This is a genomic window from Variovorax sp. AC194, from assembly GCF_979257995.1.
Window position 1 is genome coordinate 3,287,122 of the sequence record NZ_OZ409823.1, and the last position, 17,385, is coordinate 3,304,506.

The following is a 17,385-nucleotide window of genomic DNA, read 5'->3' on the forward strand; positions in this document are numbered from 1 at the left end:
TCTTGGGTGTCTCATGACCGCCTCCACCGCTTTTCCCGCTTTTCCTCCTCTGGTGCGCAGCGCCTTGTGGCTGCTGATTCCGTCCCTGTTCCTGGCCGGCTGTTCGCCCAAGCCGGCCGCCGAGGAGCCCGTGCGAGCGGTGAAGCTGGTGACCGTCGGCACCAGCGACTTCGACGCCCAGCCCGAGTTCTCGGCCGAGGTCCGGGCCCGCGTCGAATCGCGGCTCGGGTTCCGCGTGGCGGGCAAGATCACCAAGCGCCAGGCCGATCTCGGCCAGCACGTGCAGGCCGGCCAGGTGCTGGCCCAGCTCGATCCGCAGGACTACAAGCTGGCCGCCGACGCCGCCCGGGCCCAGCAGGCCGCCGCACTCACCAACCGCGACCTGGCCGCCGCCGACCTGAAGCGCTACCGCGAACTGCGCGAGCAGAACTTCATCAGCGGCGCCGAACTCGAGCGCCGCGAGACCACCTGGAAGGCCGCGCAGGCGCAGCTCGAACAGGCGCAGGCCCAGCTTTCCTCGCAGGGCAACCAGGCGAACTACACGACGCTCGTCGCCGACGTGGCCGGCGTCATCACCGCCATCGAGGCCGAGCCCGGCCAGGTGGTGCAGGCCGGCACGCCGGTCGTTCGCATCGCGCAGGACGGCGCGCGCGACGTCGTGTTCGCGGTGCCCGAAGACCGCGCGCAGGCGATCAAGCCCGGCTCGCCGGTCACGGTGCGCGGCTGGTCCGGCGGCAATGAATTGCAGGGCGAGGTGCGCGAAGTGGCGGCCAGCGCCGACGCGGTCACGCGCACGTATTCGGTCAAGGTCGCCATCGACGCGGCCACCTCGCCGCCGCTGGGCGCCACCGTCTACGCACGTCCGCAGGCCCTGGCCCACGCCAGCACCGCCGTGATGAAGCTGCCGACCAGCGCCTTGCGCCAGGAAGGCAAGGGCACGGCGGTCTGGGTGCTCGACAAATCGACGATGACGGTGCGCTCGCAAGCCGTGCAGGTGGCCACCGCCGACGGCAACGAAGCCGTGATCGGCGGCGGGCTCGCGCCCGGAATGATGGTCGTGGCCGCGGGCGTGCACGTGCTCTCGCCGGGCCAGAAGGTCACCATCTACCAGTCCAAGGAGGCGGCCGCGGCCGCCGCCAACGCGAAGGACGTCGTGCAGGCCGTCGAGCCCGTCGCCGCAACCAAGAAGGAGATCGCTGCAGGTGCCGCCAAATGACGGAAGGCGCAGCGAACCCCACCGACAAGCCCCTCGACAAGCCCGCCGCCAAGTCCGCCGGCTTCAACCTTTCCAAATGGGCGCTGGACCACGCGCCGCTCACCCGCTACCTGATGGTGGTGCTGATGGTGCTGGGCGCCTTCGCGTACTTCCAGCTGGGGCAGGACGAAGACCCGCCGTTCACCTTCCGCGCGATGGTCGTTCGCACCTACTGGCCCGGCGCCACCGCGCAGCAGGTGGCCGAGCAGGTCACCGACAAGCTCGAGCGCACGCTGCAGGAGGCGCCCTATGCCGACAAGATCCGCAGCTATTCGAAGCCGGGCGAGTCGCAGATCATTTTCCAGATCAAGGATTCGTCCAAGGCCGCGGAGGTGGCCAACGTCTGGTACACGGTGCGCAAGAAGATCGGCGACATGCGCAACACGCTGCCGCCCGGCGTGCAGGGGCCGTTCTTCAATGACGATTTCGGCGATGTCTATGGCGTGATCTATGCACTGGAGAGCGAAGGCTTCAGCTACGCCGAGCTCAAGACGCTGGCCGACGAAACCCGCCAGCAATTGCTGCGCGTGAAGGACGTGGCCAAGGTCGACCAGTTCGGCGTGCAGGACGAGAAGGTCTATGTGGAGATCTCGCAGAAGCGCCTGGCGCAGCTGGGGCTCGACTTCAACGCGGTGCTCGCGCAGCTCGGCTCGCAGAACGCGGTGGAGAGCGCCGGCACGATCCAGTCGCCGCTCGATGTGGTGCAGGTGCGCGTGGCAGGCCAGTTCACCAGCGTCGACCAGCTGCGCGAGATGCCGATCCGCGGCACCTCGGGCAACCAGCTGAAACTCGGCGACATCGCCGAGATTCGCCGCGGCTACATCGATCCGCCGGCCGTCAAGGTGCACCACCAGGGCAAGGAAGTGATCGCGCTGGGCGTCTCCATGGCCAAGGGCGGCGACATCATCGCGCTGGGCAAGGCGCTGAAGGTGGCGACCGCGCAGATCGACCAGCGCCTGCCCATCGGCGTGAAGCTCGCGCAGGTGCAGGACCAGCCGGTGTCGGTAGCCAGCTCTGTGAACGAATTCGTCGGCGTGCTGATCGAGGCGGTGGCCATCGTGCTGGCCGTGAGCATCATCGCGCTCGGCCTGCACAAGGGCGGGCGCTTCGGCTGGTACATCGACGTGCGCCCGGGGCTGGTGGTGGCGATCACCATTCCGCTGGTGCTGGCGGTGACGTTCCTCGCGATGAACTACTTCGGCATCGGGCTGCACAAGATATCGCTGGGGTCGCTGATCATCGCGCTGGGCCTCCTGGTGGACGACGCGATCATCGCGGTCGAGATGATGGTGCGAAAGATGGAGGAGGGCTACGACAAGGTGCGCGCCGCCACCTTCGCCTACGACGTGACGGCCAAGCCGATGCTCACGGGCACGCTCATCACGGCGGCGGGCTTTTTGCCGATCGGCATCGCCAAGTCGGTGACGGGCGAATACACCTTCGCGATCTTCGCGGTGACGGTGATCGCGCTGGTGCTGTCGTGGATCGTCTCGGTGTACTTCGTGCCGTACCTGGGCACGCTGCTGCTCAAGGTGAAGCCGCACGATCCGGATGCGCCGCCGCACGAGCTCTTCGACACGCCCTTCTACAACGGCTTTCGCCATGCGGTGAACTGGTGCGTGCAGCACCGGTGGCTCACCATCGGCGCGACGGTGCTGGTGTTCGCGCTGGGCATCTTCGGCATGGGCAAGGTGCAGCAGCAGTTCTTTCCCGATTCGAGCCGGCCCGAGATCATGGTGGACATCTGGTTCCCCGAAGGCACCTCGTTCGCGGCCAACGAAGAGGTGGCCCGGCGCGTCGAGCACCGCGTGATGAAGGAAGAGGGCGTCAAGACCGTGAGCACCTGGGTCGGCTCGGGCGTGCCGCGCTTCTACCTGCCGCTGGACCAGGTGTTCCCGCAGACCAACGTGTCGCAGCTCATCGTGCTCGCCAAGGACCTGAAGGTGCGCGAGCGCCTTCGGCTGCGGCTGCCCGCGCTGCTGGCCGAGGAATTCCCCGAGGTGCGCGGCCGCGTCAAGCTGCTGCCCAACGGGCCGCCGGTGCCCTACCCGGTGCAGTTCCGCGTGATCGGCACCGAGCCGGCGCAGCTGCGCGCGCACGCCGACGAGGTGAAGGCCGTGCTGCGCGAGAACGCCAACATGCGCGGCGTGAACGACAACTGGAACGAGTCGGTGAAGGTGATCCGCCTGGAGATCGACCAGGCCAAGGCGCGCGCGCTCGGCGTGACGAGCCAGGCCATCGCGCAGGCTTCGCGCACGATGTTCAGCGGCACCACCGTGGGCCAGTACCGCGAGAACGACCTGCTGATCGACATCGTGCTGCGCCAGTCGCCCGATGAGCGCGAAGCCATCTCGGACATCGCCAACGCCTACATCCCGACGACCTCGGGCCGCTCGATCCCGCTCACGCAGATCGCCCGGCCGGTGTTCACCTGGGAGCCCGGCGTGATGTGGCGCGAGAACCGCGACTACGCGATCACCGTGCAGGGCGACGTGGTCGAGGGCCTGCAGGGCGCGACCGTGACCGAGCAACTGCTGCCCAGGCTGCGCCAGCTCGAAGCCGGCTGGCTTGCGGCGGGGCAGGGCGCCTACCGCATCGAGGTGGCGGGCGCGGTCGAGGAAAGCAGCAAGGGATCGGCCTCCATCGTGGCGGGCGTGCCGATCATGCTGTTCCTGGTGTTCACGCTGCTGATGCTGCAGCTGCACAGCTTCAGCCGCTCGCTGCTGGTGTTCATCACCGGGCCGATGGGCATTGCCGGCGTCGCCGGCGCGCTCCTGGTGCTGGACCGGCCGTTCGGCTTCGTGGCGCTCCTGGGCGTGATCGCGCTCATGGGCATGATCCAGCGCAACGCGGTGATCCTGATCGACCAGATCGAGAGCGATCGCGCGGCGGGCGTGCCGGCGTGGGACGCGATCGTCGAGTCGGCCGTGCGGCGCCTGCGCCCCATCGTGCTGACGGCGGCGGCTGCGGTGCTGGCGATGATTCCGCTGTCGCGCAGCGTGTTCTGGGGGCCGATGGCCGTGGCCATCATGGGCGGGCTGATCGTGGCGACGGTGCTCACGCTGCTGGCGCTGCCGGCGATGTACGCCGCGGCATTCCGGGTCAAGCGGGAGCCGGCCGAGCCAGGGGCACCGAAGGCGCCGGAAGCGACCCTCATTCATGCTTAAAATCGAAAGCTGACCGATTTCAAGCGGATGGTCTTCGGCCCGAGGGATTCCCGAGGTGCCAAGAGGCCGTCCGCTTTTGCATTCACCTGAAAGATTTGGCATCGCGCGGGTGGCGAAATTGGTAGACGCACCAGGTTTAGGTCCTGACGTTCGCAAGAACGTGCCGGTTCGAGTCCGGCCCCGCGCACCAGCCTCTGCTATGTAGACGTTCTATCGAGCAGCGAAGAGCCCCCGTTCCACAAGGACGGGGGCTTTTTTGTTTTCACCAGTCGCTGCTGCTGGAACTGCTGTCGCTGCTGCTGCTATCGCTGCTGCTGCTGTCGCTGCTGCTACCGCTATCGCTGCTGCTGCTGCTGCTCGAGTCGTCCCACGAGCTCGTGTCCTTGATGCCGAAATCGTTGTCCACGAAGCTGCGGTCGGGCCGGCGCTCGGGTTCGGAGTCCGAGTCCGATATCGAATCCGATGAAGGCCACAGGCTGCTGCCAATGTGCGCGTTGTTGCTGCGGCTGTTGTTGAAGATGTTGACCGTGCTGCCTGCGCGCGACTCTCGCCGACTGTTCATGGCCTCGCGCAGCACTTCGCCCACGATCACCGCGCCGACGCCGGCCACGGCACCGGCCGCCAGCGCGCCGCCGATGTTCGAGCCGTGGCCGGGCGGGGGCGAGGGCGGAAATTCGCGGTCGCCATAGCCCATGGACGAGTCGCTCGTGGGCCGCGAGAACCGCGGCGCTTCCGCGACGTCGCCTGGCACCGGGAAGGTGACGGCACGCGAACGCCGCTGGAAGAACACGTAGGCGACGACGATCAGCGCCACGATGCCGATCGGGCCCCACGGGATCGAGCCGGTGGGCGGAAAGGAGTCCTTGACCACGGGAGCCGGCGCTGCGACCGGGCTCGGCGCGGGCAGCGGTTCGGGGGGCGCGATCTCCGCCGGCTTCTCCAGCTTGCGCTCGAGCTTGGTGACCGATTCGGCCTTCGCGAACTTGAGGCCCGGCGACAGTTCCTTGGCCCGGGCCAGCGCGTCTCTCGCGTCATCGAGTTCGTCCTGCATCGCGAGCAACTGCGCGTGGACGAAATGGGCTTTCGCGCTCTCGGGATGGCTCTTCAGCACCTTGGCGATCATCGTGTTCGCGGCGTCAATGCGGCCCTTGTCCGCCGCGTCGTAGATCTGCTGGATGGTCGGCTCCTTCGCCTGCGCGCCGGTCTTGGCCAGCGTCGGCGAGGGCATCGCAAACGCGAGGGCGGCAAGTGCGAAGGTGAGGGCGGCGAAGAGGCGCTGGAGCATGGAGATCCCTGGGGGCAGTGGCGAATCGCCCGCCACTGTAAAGGGGAATGCGGCGCGGGATTTCGGCACGCACCGAGCAATCTCCGCGCACGGCCTTGCGGCCGGTCCGAAGCGGGTGTTCCAGCCGATTAGAATCGCGGGTTGCCCAGTTTTGCGAGCTGCACGCGTGTGCCGCCGCATAAATCCCGCTAGCGCGTGTAAGTCCTTGATCTGTATTGATAAAAAAGATGCAGGCCCCGCGCAACAGCCCCCTCACAAGGAAGACATCATGACCGTGACCGTTGAAACTCTCGAGAAGCTCGAACGCAAGATCACGCTGACCCTGCCGGTCGGCACCATCCAGAACGAAGTCGATTCGCGCCTCAAGAAGCTCGCGCGCACCGTCAAGATGGACGGCTTCCGTCCTGGCAAGGTGCCGATGAACGTCGTGGCCCAGCGCTATGGCTACTCGGTGCACTACGAAGTCATGAACGACAAGGTCGGCGAAGCCTTCTCGCAAGCGGCCAACGAAGCCAAGCTGCGCGTGGCCGGCCAGCCCCGCATCACCGAGAAGGAAGAGTCGCCCGAGGGCGAGCTGGCCTTCGACGCGGTGTTCGAAGTGTTCCCCGAAGTCAAGATCAACGACCTCTCGGGCGCTGAAGTCGAGAAGCTCTCGGCCGAAGTGGGCGACGACGCGATCGACAAGACGCTGGACATCCTGCGCAAGCAACGCCGCACCTTCGCCCAGCGCGCGCAAGACGCCGTTGCTCAAGACGATGACCGCGTGACCGTCGACTTCGAAGGCAAGATCGACGGCGAGCCCTTCCAGGGCGGCAAGGCCGAAGACTTCCAGTTCGTGGTCGGCGAAGGCCAGATGCTCAAGGAATTCGAAGACGCCGTGCGCGGAATGAAGTCCGGCGACAGCCGCACCTTCCCGCTGTCGTTCCCGGCCGACTACCACGGCAAGGACGTGGCCGGCAAGCAAGCCGACTTCATGGTCACCGTCAAGAAGATCGAAGCCTCGCACCTGCCCGAAGTCAACGAGCAGCTGGCCAAGTCGCTCGGCATCGCCGAAGCCACCGTCGAAGGCCTGCGCGCCGATATCAAGCGCAACCTCGAGCGCGAAGTGAAGTTCCGCCTGCTGGCCCGCAACAAGAACGCCGTGATGGACGCGCTGGTGGCCAACGCCGAGCTCGACCTGCCCAACGCCAGCGTGCAGTCCGAAGTCAGCCGCATGATCGAAGGCGCCCGCGCCGAGCTCAAGCAGCGCGGCATCAAGGACGCCGACAAGGCCCCGATCCCCGACGAAGTGTTCCGCCCGCAAGCCGAGCGCCGCGTGCGCCTGGGCCTCGTGGTGGCCGAGCTGGTGCGTGCCAACGAACTGCAGGCCAAGCCCGAGCAGATCAAGGCCCACATCGACGAGCTGGCCGCCAGCTACGAAAAGCCGGCCGACGTGGTGCGCTGGTACTTCAGCGACAACAACCGCCTGGCCGAAGTCGAAGCCGTCGTCATCGAGAACAACGTGACCGATTTCGTGCTCGCCAAGGCCAAGGTCAACGAGAAGTCGGTGTCGTTCGACGAACTGATGGCGCAGCAGCAAGGTTGATCTCCTGGCTGCCCGCAACGCCAATGGGGCTTGTGCTTTGCGGCACGAGCCCCATTTCACTCAGGCGTACAGTTCATACACAGCGAACGATTCATCTTCCGGAGAGCTAATTCATGATCGCAAACGAAATTCAAGGCCTCGGCATGGTCCCGATGGTCGTCGAGCAATCGGGCCGTGGCGAGCGGTCCTATGACATCTATTCGCGCCTCCTGAAGGAGCGCATCGTGTTCCTGGTGGGCGAGGTCAACGACCAGACCGCCAACCTCGTGGTGGCCCAGCTGCTGTTCCTGGAGAGCGAGAACCCGGAGAAGGACATTTCCTTCTACATCAACTCCCCGGGCGGCAGCGTGAGCGCCGGCATGGCGATCTACGACACCATGCAGTTCATCAAGCCCGACGTGTCGACCATGTGCCTGGGCTTTGCGGCCAGCATGGGCGCGTTCCTTTTGGCGGCGGGCGAGAAGGGCAAGCGCTTCTCGCTGCCCAACTCGAAGATCATGATCCACCAGGTGCTGGGCGGCGCACGCGGCCAGGCGACCGACATCGAGATCCATGCGCGCGACATCCTGCGCACCAAGGACCAGATGAACCGCATCCTGGCCGAGCGCACCGGCCAGCCGCTGGAGAAGGTCAAGACCGATACCGAGCGCGACTATTTCCTCACGGCCGACGAGGCCAAGGACTACGGTCTGGTCGACCAGGTCGTTGCCAAGCGCGGTTGAAGCTGCCGGCGCCTGTGGCGCAAAAGGCGAAAAACGGCGTTTTCCACACGGGAAACGCCGTTTTTGTTTAGTTATCATTGTCCATACCCTGTCACGAGGCACCTGTCCATGGCCGAAAAAAAAGGCTCTTCCAGCGAAAAAACGCTTTATTGCTCGTTCTGCGGCAAGAGCCAGCATGAGGTCAAGAAGCTGATCGCGGGCCCTTCGGTCTTCATCTGCGACGAGTGCATCGACCTGTGCAACGAGATCATCCGCGACGAACTGCCGGCCGGTGAAGAAGCACGCGAAGCGCGCAGCGACCTGCCCACGCCGCTGGAGATCAAGACCAACCTGGACAACTACGTGATCGGCCAGGAGCCGGCCAAGCGCATGTTGTCGGTGGCGGTCTACAACCACTACAAGCGCCTTCGCCACAAGGAAAAGGCCAAGGGCGACGACGTCGAACTCAGCAAGAGCAACATCCTCTTGATCGGCCCCACGGGCTCGGGCAAGACGCTGCTGGCGCAAACGCTCGCGCGCATGCTCGACGTGCCCTTCGTGATGGCCGACGCCACCACGCTGACCGAAGCCGGCTACGTGGGCGAGGACGTCGAGAACATCATCCAGAAGCTGCTGCAGAGCTGCAACTACGAAGTCGAACGCGCCCAGCGCGGCATCGTCTACATCGACGAAATCGACAAGATCTCGCGCAAGTCGGACAACCCCTCGATCACACGCGACGTGTCGGGCGAGGGCGTGCAGCAGGCCTTGCTGAAACTCATCGAAGGCACCATGGCCAGCGTGCCGCCCCAGGGCGGGCGCAAGCACCCGAACCAGGACTTCCTGCAGATCGACACGACCAACATCCTGTTCATCTGCGGCGGCGCGTTCGCGGGCCTGGAGAAGGTCATCGAAAACCGCACCGAGGCCTCGGGCATCGGCTTCGGCGCCACGGTCAAGAGCAAGGCGCAGCGCAGCATCACCGAGGTGTTCCGCGAAGTCGAACCCGAAGACCTGATCAAGTTCGGCCTCATCCCCGAACTCGTGGGCCGCATGCCCGTGGTGGCGTCGCTCGCGGAACTCAGCGAGGACGCGCTGGTCCAGATCCTGACCGAGCCGAAGAACGCGGTGGTCAAGCAGTTCACCAAGCTCCTGCAGATGGAGGGCGTGGACCTGGAAATCCGTCCGGCGGCGCTCAAGGCCATCGCGCGCAAGGCGCTGGCCCGCAAGACCGGTGCACGGGGCCTGCGTTCGATCCTTGAACAGTCGCTGATCGACACCATGTTCGAATTGCCGAACGCGACCAATGTCGACAAGGTGGTGGTCGAGGAATCGACCATCGACGAAAACAAGCCCCCGCTGCTCGTGTACCGCGAAGCGGCGAAAAAGGCGTAAAGCCAAAGACGCGAAGGATCTGCATGTCTGGCCATACCCCCCTGCCTCCCGAAGCCCTCGACCTGCCGCTGCTGCCGCTGCGCGACGTCGTGGTGTTTCCCCACATGGTGATCCCGCTCTTCGTGGGACGCCCCAAGAGCATCAAGGCGCTCGAACTGGCCATGGAGGCCGAGCGCCGCATCATGCTGGTGGCCCAGAAAGCCGCCGCCAAGGACGAGCCCTCGGTCGAGGACATGTTCGAAGTCGGCTGCGTCTCGACCATCCTGCAGATGCTCAAGCTGCCCGACGGCACGGTGAAGGTGCTGGTCGAAGGCCAGCAGCGCGCACGCGTGAACCGCATCGATGACGGCGAGACGCACTTCACGGCCAACGTGACGCCCGTCGAGGCGACCGAAGGCGGAGAGAAGGGCACCGAGGTCGAGGCCCTGCGCCGCGCCGTGATGCAGCAGTTCGACCAGTACGTCAAGCTGAACAAGAAGATCCCGCCCGAGATCCTGACCTCGATCTCGAGCATCGACGATGCCGGCCGCCTGGCCGACACCATCGCCGCGCACCTGCCCCTGAAGCTGGACAACAAGCAGGCCGTGCTCGACCTGGACGACGTCAAGGCGCGCCTGGAAAACCTGTTCGGCCAGCTCGAGCGCGAAGTCGACATCCTCAACGTCGACAAGAAGATCCGCGGCCGCGTGAAGCGCCAGATGGAGAAGAACCAGCGCGACTTCTATCTGAACGAGCAGGTCAAGGCCATCCAGAAGGAGCTCGGCGAAGGCGAAGAGGGCGCGGACATCGAGGAGATCGAGAAGAAGATCAAGCTCGCCAAGATGTCCAAGGAGGGCTTGAAGAAGGCCGAAGGCGAACTCAAGAAGCTCAAGCTCATGTCGCCCATGTCGGCCGAGGCCACCGTGGTGCGCAACTACATCGACGTGCTCATCGCCCTGCCGTGGAGCAAGAAGACCAAGATCAAGCACGACCTGGCGAATGCCGAGGCCGTGCTCAATGCCGACCACTACGGCCTGGAGAAGGTCAAGGACCGCATCCTGGAATATCTCGCGGTCCAGCAACGTGTCGACAAGGTCAAGGCGCCCATCCTGTGCCTCGTGGGCCCACCGGGTGTCGGCAAGACCTCGCTGGGGCAGTCGATCGCCAAGGCGACCGGCCGCAAGTACACGCGCATGGCGCTGGGCGGCATGCGCGACGAAGCCGAGATCCGTGGCCACCGCCGCACCTACATCGGCGCGCTGCCGGGCAAGGTGCTGCAGGGCCTGAGCAAGATCGGCACGCGCAACCCGCTGTTCCTGCTGGACGAAATCGACAAGCTGGGCACCGACTTCCGCGGCGACCCGTCGAGCGCGCTGCTCGAGGTGCTCGACCCCGAGCAGAACCACACCTTTGGCGACCACTACGTGGAAGTCGACTTCGACCTGAGCGACGTGATGTTCGTCGCCACCTCGAACTCGATGAACATTCCGCCGGCGCTCCTGGACCGCATGGAAGTCATCCGCCTCTCGGGCTACACCGAGGACGAGAAGACGCACATCGCGATCAAGTACCTCTTGCCCAAGCAGCTGAAGAACAACGGCGTCAAGGAAGAAGAACTCCTGGTCACCGAAGAGGCTGTGCGCGACATCGTTCGCTACTACACGCGTGAAGCCGGCGTGCGTTCGCTCGAGCGCGAGCTCTCCAAGATCTGCCGCAAGGTGGTCAAGGGCCTGCTGCTCAAGCAGATGACGCCCAAGGTCACCGTCGACGGCGCGAACCTCAACGAGTTCCTGGGCGTGCGCAAGTACAGCTTCGGCCTCGCCGAGAAGCAGAACCAGGTCGGCCAGGTGGTCGGCCTCGCATGGACCGAAGTCGGCGGCGACCTGCTGACGATCGAGGCGGTCACCATGCCCGGCAAGGGCGTGATCAGCCGCACCGGCTCGCTGGGCGACGTGATGAAGGAATCGGTCGAGGCCGCACGCACCGTGGTGCGCAGCCGCTCGCGGCGCCTGGGCATCAAGGACGAGATGTTCGAGAAGCGCGACATCCACATCCACGTGCCCGACGGCGCGACGCCCAAGGACGGTCCGAGCGCGGGCGCCGCGATGACGACCGCCTTCGTGTCGGCGCTCACCGGCATCCCGGTGCGCGGCGACGTGGCGATGACGGGCGAGATCACGCTGCGCGGCGAGGTCACGGCCATCGGTGGGCTGAAGGAAAAGCTGCTGGCCGCCTTGCGCGGCGGCATCAAGACCGTGCTGATCCCCGAAGAGAACGCCAAGGACCTGCAGGACATCCCCGAGAACGTGAAGAACGGCCTGGAGATCGTGCCCGTGAAGTGGATCGACAAGGTGCTGGAGATCGCGCTGGAGAAGATGCCCGAGCCGCTGTCGGACGAAGAGGTCGCGGCCTCCGCGGCTGCGGTGGCTGAGCTCGCCAAGCAACGTGCCGGTGGCACCGCGACCGAAGGCTCGGTCAAACATTGAGGGTGTGAATTTGCCAGGCCTCGAAAAACTGGTATATAATTCGAGGCTCGAAACGCGGGAATAGCTCAGTTGGTAGAGCGCAACCTTGCCAAGGTTGAGGTCGAGAGTTCGAGACTCTTTTCCCGCTCCAGTTTTGAAAAAGGGAAGCAACTGCTTCCCTTTTTTTCGCAAGTTCGTTTTTTGGTTCTGCGTGGCGCGATAGCAAAGCGGTTATGCAACGGATTGCAAATCCGTCTAGCCCGGTTCGACTCCGGGTCGCGCCTCCACCTTCTCGTTAGACACGATTCGACCCGACAAACAAGCCCCGCCAACCACCGTTGTCGGGGCTTGTTTCGTTTGGGTTATCGTCGATGTTCAACCTGACGCCCGGATGGTGAAATTGGTAGACACATCGGACTTAAAATCCGCCGCTTCCTTGATCGGGGCATACGGGTTCGACCCCCGTTCCGGGTACCACATATAGAAAAAGGAGCATTCGATGCCTCGCTACAACGCTCCATTTGAAATCCATGTGCATGGCGACGTGCCATTGCGCCCGGACGTGAACTTCGAGCAGATCCAGGAAGCGCTCAAGCCGCTCTGGAAATATGCAGGCGCCAAGTCGCTGGCCGATGGTGCCACCAGCACCTACGAAGAAGAACCCGGCATCCGCTTCGAGCAGAAGGACCACACGCTGCAGATCTGCTGGACCGTGCCCGGCGACGAAGACTTCCGCCAGGCGCTCGACGAAATGTGCATGGCCCTGAACGAGTTGTCGGATCGCGGCGCCGCCATCGAGGTCACCTTCTACGACACCGACTTCGACGAGGAAGAGGGCGACCCCGACGAAGAATCGCGCGACGATTTCCTGATGCTGTTCGTCGGCCCCAACCCGGCGGCAATCATGCAGGTGCAGCGCGACCTCTTGGTGGAAGACGTCGTCAACCTCATGGAGCGCCACTTCGACGGCGCCGAGCTGGGTGGCGTGGTCGCCGAGATCGATCGCCTGTTCAGCGACCGTTTCGATGCGCTGGTGAACTCGCTCGAAATCGGCAAGCGCCCGCGCGGCACCGGTGGCCCCGGCAGCGGCGGAAGCGGCGGTGGCCACGGCGGCGGTCGCCGTCCGCGTCACCTGCACTAACCCCGCGACCACTCGCCCGACGCAAGGCCGCATGGCCCTGTTCCCCGCCTCCGCGCTGCGCCCGGGCGTGCGCAAGCGCGAGGTGTTCGGCTGGGCGATGTACGACTTCGCCAACTCGGGCTACACGACGGTCGTCATCACGGCCGTGTTCGCCGCCTACTTCGTGGGCGGCATCGCGAAGGGCGCGCCTTGGGCCGCCTTCGCATGGACCGCGGCGCTCAGCATTTCCTACGCGATCGTGATGCTCACGATGCCCGCCATCGGCGCCTGGGCCGACCTGCGCGGCGCCAAGAAGCGGGTGCTGGTCATTGCGACCACCGGCTGCGTGCTGGCCACGGCCGCACTGGCGCTCACGCCGCGCTTTGCGGGCGCCTCGGGCGGCATTGCGCTGGCCATGGCGCTGGTGATCGTCTCCAACGCTTTCTATTCCTACGGCGAGTCCCTCACGGGCGCCTTCCTGCCCGAACTCGCAACGCCCGAAGGCATGGGCAAGGTGAGCGGGTGGGGCTGGAGCTTCGGCTACGTCGGCGGCATGCTCACGCTCGGCATCTGCCTGGCCTACGTGCTGTGGTCGCAGGCCAGGGGCCTGCCGGCTTCGCATTTCGTGCCGGTCACGATGCTGATCACGGCCGCGATCTACGGCGCCGCCGCCTGCGCCACCTTCGCGCTGCTGCCCGAACGGGCGCAGCCGAAAACTACCGACGGCGAACTCGGCGCATGGCAGCAACTGCGCGCCACCTACAAGCAGGCGCGCGCGTACCGAGACTTCATGTGGCTGCTGGTCTGCACCGTCTGCTACCAGGGCGGCGTGGCGGTCGCGATCACGCTCGCCGCGATCTACGCCGAGCAGGTGATCGGCTTCGTGGCGAGCGAGACGATGGTGCTGATCTTCGTGCTCAACATCGCCGCCGCCATCGGCGCTTTCTCGTTCGGGTACATCCAGGACCGCATCGGCCACAAGGTGTCGCTCGCGGCCACGCTGGTGGCGTGGATCGCGGTCTGCGTGATCGCCGCCGTGGTGACCACCAAGGGCAGTTTCTGGTGGGCCGCCGCCATCGCAGGCCTCGCGATGGGCTCGAGCCAGTCCGCCGGCCGCGCGATGACGGGCTACCTCGCGCCACCGCAGCAGCTTGCGGAGTTCTTCGGGCTCTGGACCTTCGCGACCCGGCTGGCCAGCATCATCGGCCCGCTGAGCTTCGGCGCGATCACCTGGGCCACCGGCGGCAACCAGCGCATCGCGATCCTCTCGACCGCGGTGCTGTTCGTGGCGGGGTTGTTGCTTTTGCTGCCGATCGACATGCGGCGCGGCCGCGAGGCCGCGCTGCGCACCTGAGCCATCAGAACAGGCTGTTGTTCGTCAGGGGCCAGCCGGCCTTGCTCTGGAACTTCCAGTTGGCCGTGTTCTTCACGCTCGCGGCGAAGTTCGCGATGTCGGTCGGCGTCGGCGAGGCCGGCAGCATCGGTCCGTTGTAGAGCACGTCGAACTGCGTGGGGAAGCTGATCGCTGCGCCCGTGGCCGTCAGCGTCGCGGGAATGGCGTTCGCATCGGGCACCGGTCCCAGCGTGATGCTGGCCAGGTACGTTCCCACGCCGCTGATGGTGCCGGCAGCACCGTCGCCCAGGCCGGCGATGGTGCCGCCGACGAAGGCGTAGACCGTCTCGTAGCTGGCGCTGATGCCGCCGCCCGCGCCCTGCACGGTGCCGACGTTGGTGATCGGGTTCGTGTTCTTGGCCACGTCCGGCTGGATGGTCACGATGGTGCCCGCGGGCAGGGCGCGGTCTGCGGTCCAGACGAAGGCGCTCTCGTTGGTGATGGTGTCGAAGTCGGCGGCGGTGCGGTCGCGGTCGGTGAAGATGATGCGCGTGCCCGTGTCCATCGGCTTGAGCAGCACGAAGGCGAACGCGTCGGTCTTGTCGGCGTTCGCGCCCATGAAGAGGATGTCGCCGGCAGCCAGCGCGGGCGGTGCGCTGGTCGTGAAGCTCAGCGTGGTCGCGTCGGCGATGCCTGCGTAGGCGTTGCCCTTGGCATCGGTGATGGCGTTGGCGTCCACGGTCACGTAGTAGCCGGTGGATGCTGCCAGCGGTTGGCTCGGTGTCAGCGTGATCACGTTGAACGCGGCTTGCAGGCGCGTGGCCGGGCTCGCGGCCGAGAAGCTCTCGACCACGCTGCCGTCGGCCTTGTGTAGCACGATGCTGCCGGCGCCCAGGCGCACGCCTTCGTTGAAGCTCAGGGTCACCTTCGCGTTCGCGCCGACGCTGCCGTCCGTGGCCTTGGGCGAGCCGCTGCGAAGCACCGGGCCGGCGGTGTCGACCCATGGCGCGGCCAGGCGCACGACGTAGCCGTTGAACTTCTGGTCGGCCGGCGGCAGGTCCTTCGAGGCGTCGCTCTGGCCGGGCCAGACGGTGTCGCCGTTGTCCAGCAGCAGTTGCACTTCTGTGCCGGCCGTCACCGGCCCCGGCACTTCGACGGTCGATTCGAAGCTGCCGCCCGTGTCCTTGCGCAGCTTGTCGAGGTCGTTCGACAACTCGACCGGTGCCGTGCCCGGATTGCCGTTCCACGAAAAGAGCGCGAAGTTGCGGTCCACGTCCGCGCTGGCGGCGCCTGCCGGACCGGCCACGATCAGGTAGTTGCCGTCCGTGCCCTTGTCGATCGAGCGGATGCCCCGGCCGCCGAGTTCCAGCTCGATGGGGGCGCCGAACGCGGCCTGCGTGGCCGTGCCGCCCACCAACGCGGCGTAGTTCTGCACCGGCACGATCAACGCCTTGGCGCGCGTCGATGCACCCGTCTGCGGCGCGCGGAAGCCCAGCCACAAGGCGATGTCGCCCGGCGCGCTGGTGATGCCCTCGATCGAGAAGCCATCGACCCGCTCAGGCACGATGCCCGCGCCGGCCGACACGGTGAAGCCGAAATGGTTCGCGCCCAGGCCGTGCGCATTGGTGGCGTCCCAGGCGACGAGTTGCGCTTCGAGCGACGAGAACTGGCCCACATAGCTGAAGGCTGTTGCGGCGCCAGTGCCCGTGACTTTCACGGCGAAGAGGTGCGAACGATCAGGCGCATCGCCCCCGTCCTTCTTGTTGCTGTTGGAGCCCGTGAGGTACAGCGTGTCGCCGATGCGCGTACCGGCTTCCAGGTCGAGTTCCTTGCCGAGCTTGGGGCCTTCGAGCTCGTAGCTCCATTCCTTCACCGCAGCGCCGCTGGTGCGCGGGTACACGCGCAGCACGTTGGCCTCGTCGTCGGCCACGATCATGAAGTTGTCGGGCAGGGCGAATGCGGTCGATGCGTCCGACGAGCCCTCGGTGGTGCCGGCATTGGGGGTGAACGTGGCCTTGGAGACGAACTGGTCCGGCTCGGCTGCCGGCGGCGCTGCCGCGGGTGGCTGGGCGGCCGGCGGGGGCGCCACGCCGACCGGCGGGAAGGCAATGCCACCTCCGTCGCTACCGCCGCCGCATGCGGCCAGTACGAGAGCGAGGGCACTGGCGAGCAGCATGGGCTTGAAAGGAATACGGGAGGAGGCGAGAGAGTTCATGTTGCGCGGTTCTTGTTCTGGACAAACCGCGCATGCTGGTACTTTCGTGTGACGGTGCCGTGAAACACCCCGCGAATTCAGCCGCCCGTCAGGGCGATTGCTGCAGCAGCGACTTCGGCACCTTGAACCGTTCGCCGTCGTAGCGCAGCGTCACGGTGCTGAACTTCGCGGGCAGCGCCTTCTCGACGCAGCCCTGGTCTTCCTGCTCCTGCGCGCGGCTCTGCACGAGCGTGCGCGACAGCTGCAGGTCCGCAAAGCCGTTGCTGGCGGCCTTGCCCACCGAGAGCATGGTGCGCAGCTTCTCGAAGTGGCCGGTGCAGGTCGAATCCCAGCCACCGTTGTCGTGGTCCAGCTCGATTTCCTGCAGCACCTCGCGCAGCCTGCTGCCGTGCTGCACGTAGAGGCGCACCGTCTCGCTGGCCAGCGGGCTCGAGGGCGCGCTGCTGCCGCGGTAGCGCACGCGCAGGCCGAAGGCGCGCGCGTCGGCGGCGAGCACGTAGCGCGAGGTGTCGATGCGGATGTCCTGGATCGCGGTGGTCGCGTCCTCGTCGAGCGCCTCGGGCTGGAAGAGGCGGCCGATGACGGTGTCGCGCTCGGTGTTGCCGTTGTCGGGCCGCTGGATCAGCAGCACCTCGAGGTCGAAGACCTTGGCGCCCTTGTCGGTGGTTTCGCGCGGCATCGGCAGCACGACGATGCTGCGGCCGGGGAACGCGGGCCACACCTTGCAGGCCGCGAGCCGCTCGTCGAGCGGGCGCTTGGGGTACAGCTTGGCGTGCATGCGCTCGGCCAGGCCGCTTTCGCAGGCAGCGTGACTCAGGCCGGCCGCAGAGAGGCACAGCAGGAGCAGGGCGTGACGAAGAAAGGAGCGCATGAGGTACGGCAGTT

Annotated in this window: 11 protein-coding genes and 4 tRNA genes; 12 read left to right on the forward strand and 3 right to left on the reverse strand. The window is 66.1% G+C overall.

The genetic code is table 11. The annotated features are described in order from the left end of the window. The first annotated feature begins 13 nt into the window (after positions 1 to 13). The 3 genes from ACZYRS_RS15755 (at position 14) to ACZYRS_RS15765 (ending at position 4,612) form a co-directional block, all read left to right on the forward strand. Entirely contained in the window at positions 14 to 1,216 is a 1,203-nt protein-coding gene (locus tag ACZYRS_RS15755) for an efflux RND transporter periplasmic adaptor subunit (protein ID WP_463420000.1), read from the forward strand. After that, entirely contained in the window at positions 1,213 to 4,422 is a 3,210-nt protein-coding gene (locus tag ACZYRS_RS15760) for an efflux RND transporter permease subunit (RefSeq protein ID WP_463420001.1), read from the forward strand. The genes ACZYRS_RS15755 and ACZYRS_RS15760 overlap by 4 nt, the downstream gene beginning before the upstream one ends. A gap of 103 nt (positions 4,423 to 4,525) precedes the next feature. Continuing rightward, positions 4,526 to 4,612 (forward strand) — tRNA-Leu (locus ACZYRS_RS15765). A 72-nt stretch (positions 4,613 to 4,684) separates the two neighbouring features. Here the strand turns inward: ACZYRS_RS15765 and ACZYRS_RS15770 are convergent. Then, on the reverse strand, positions 4,685 to 5,707 hold the full coding sequence (locus ACZYRS_RS15770) for a tetratricopeptide repeat protein (RefSeq protein WP_463420002.1): 1,023 nt from the start codon (positions 5,705 to 5,707) through the stop codon (positions 4,685 to 4,687). A gap of 268 nt (positions 5,708 to 5,975) precedes the next feature. Between ACZYRS_RS15770 and tig the strand changes: the two genes are divergently transcribed. The 9 genes from tig to ACZYRS_RS15815 all read left to right on the forward strand — a co-directional run bounded on the left by tig (position 5,976) and on the right by ACZYRS_RS15815 (position 14,306). Then, on the forward strand, positions 5,976 to 7,292 hold the full coding sequence (tig, locus tag ACZYRS_RS15775) for a trigger factor (protein ID WP_198787474.1): 1,317 nt from the start codon (positions 5,976 to 5,978) through the stop codon (positions 7,290 to 7,292). 113 nt (positions 7,293 to 7,405) lie between these two features. Beyond that, a complete protein-coding gene (gene clpP, locus ACZYRS_RS15780) occupies positions 7,406 to 8,014 on the forward strand; it encodes an ATP-dependent Clp endopeptidase proteolytic subunit ClpP (RefSeq protein WP_176657927.1) in 609 nt (202 codons plus the stop codon). A 108-nt stretch (positions 8,015 to 8,122) separates the two neighbouring features. Next, positions 8,123 to 9,388: an ATP-dependent Clp protease ATP-binding subunit ClpX gene (gene clpX, locus ACZYRS_RS15785; protein ID WP_013541833.1), complete on the forward strand. Its 1,266-nt coding sequence runs from the start codon at positions 8,123 to 8,125 to the stop codon at positions 9,386 to 9,388. A 23-nt stretch (positions 9,389 to 9,411) separates the two neighbouring features. Then, entirely contained in the window at positions 9,412 to 11,853 is a 2,442-nt protein-coding gene (gene lon / locus ACZYRS_RS15790) for an endopeptidase La (RefSeq protein WP_463420003.1), read from the forward strand. Positions 11,854 to 11,907: 54 nt separating this feature from the next. Then, positions 11,908 to 11,983 (forward strand) — tRNA-Gly (locus ACZYRS_RS15795). A gap of 62 nt (positions 11,984 to 12,045) precedes the next feature. Next, positions 12,046 to 12,119: transfer RNA gene (locus ACZYRS_RS15800), tRNA-Cys, on the forward strand. 98 nt (positions 12,120 to 12,217) lie between these two features. Continuing rightward, positions 12,218 to 12,309, forward strand: a tRNA-Leu gene (locus ACZYRS_RS15805). A gap of 22 nt (positions 12,310 to 12,331) precedes the next feature. Next, a complete protein-coding gene (locus tag ACZYRS_RS15810; protein WP_198787476.1) occupies positions 12,332 to 12,973 on the forward strand; it encodes a DUF6806 family protein in 642 nt (213 codons plus the stop codon). Between the two features lie 31 nt (positions 12,974 to 13,004). Next, a complete protein-coding gene (locus tag ACZYRS_RS15815) occupies positions 13,005 to 14,306 on the forward strand; it encodes an MFS transporter (protein WP_463420004.1) in 1,302 nt (433 codons plus the stop codon). Between the two features lie 4 nt (positions 14,307 to 14,310). Here ACZYRS_RS15815 and ACZYRS_RS15820 read toward each other — a convergent pair whose 3' ends face one another. Continuing rightward, entirely contained in the window at positions 14,311 to 16,500 is a 2,190-nt protein-coding gene (locus ACZYRS_RS15820) for an Ig-like domain-containing domain (protein WP_463420005.1), read from the reverse strand. An 88-nt stretch (positions 16,501 to 16,588) separates the two neighbouring features. Then, positions 16,589 to 17,371, reverse strand: a complete 783-nt coding sequence (locus tag ACZYRS_RS15825) for a PA3715 family protein (RefSeq protein WP_463420006.1) — start codon at positions 17,369 to 17,371, stop codon at positions 16,589 to 16,591. Between the last annotated feature and the right edge of the window lie 14 nt (positions 17,372 to 17,385).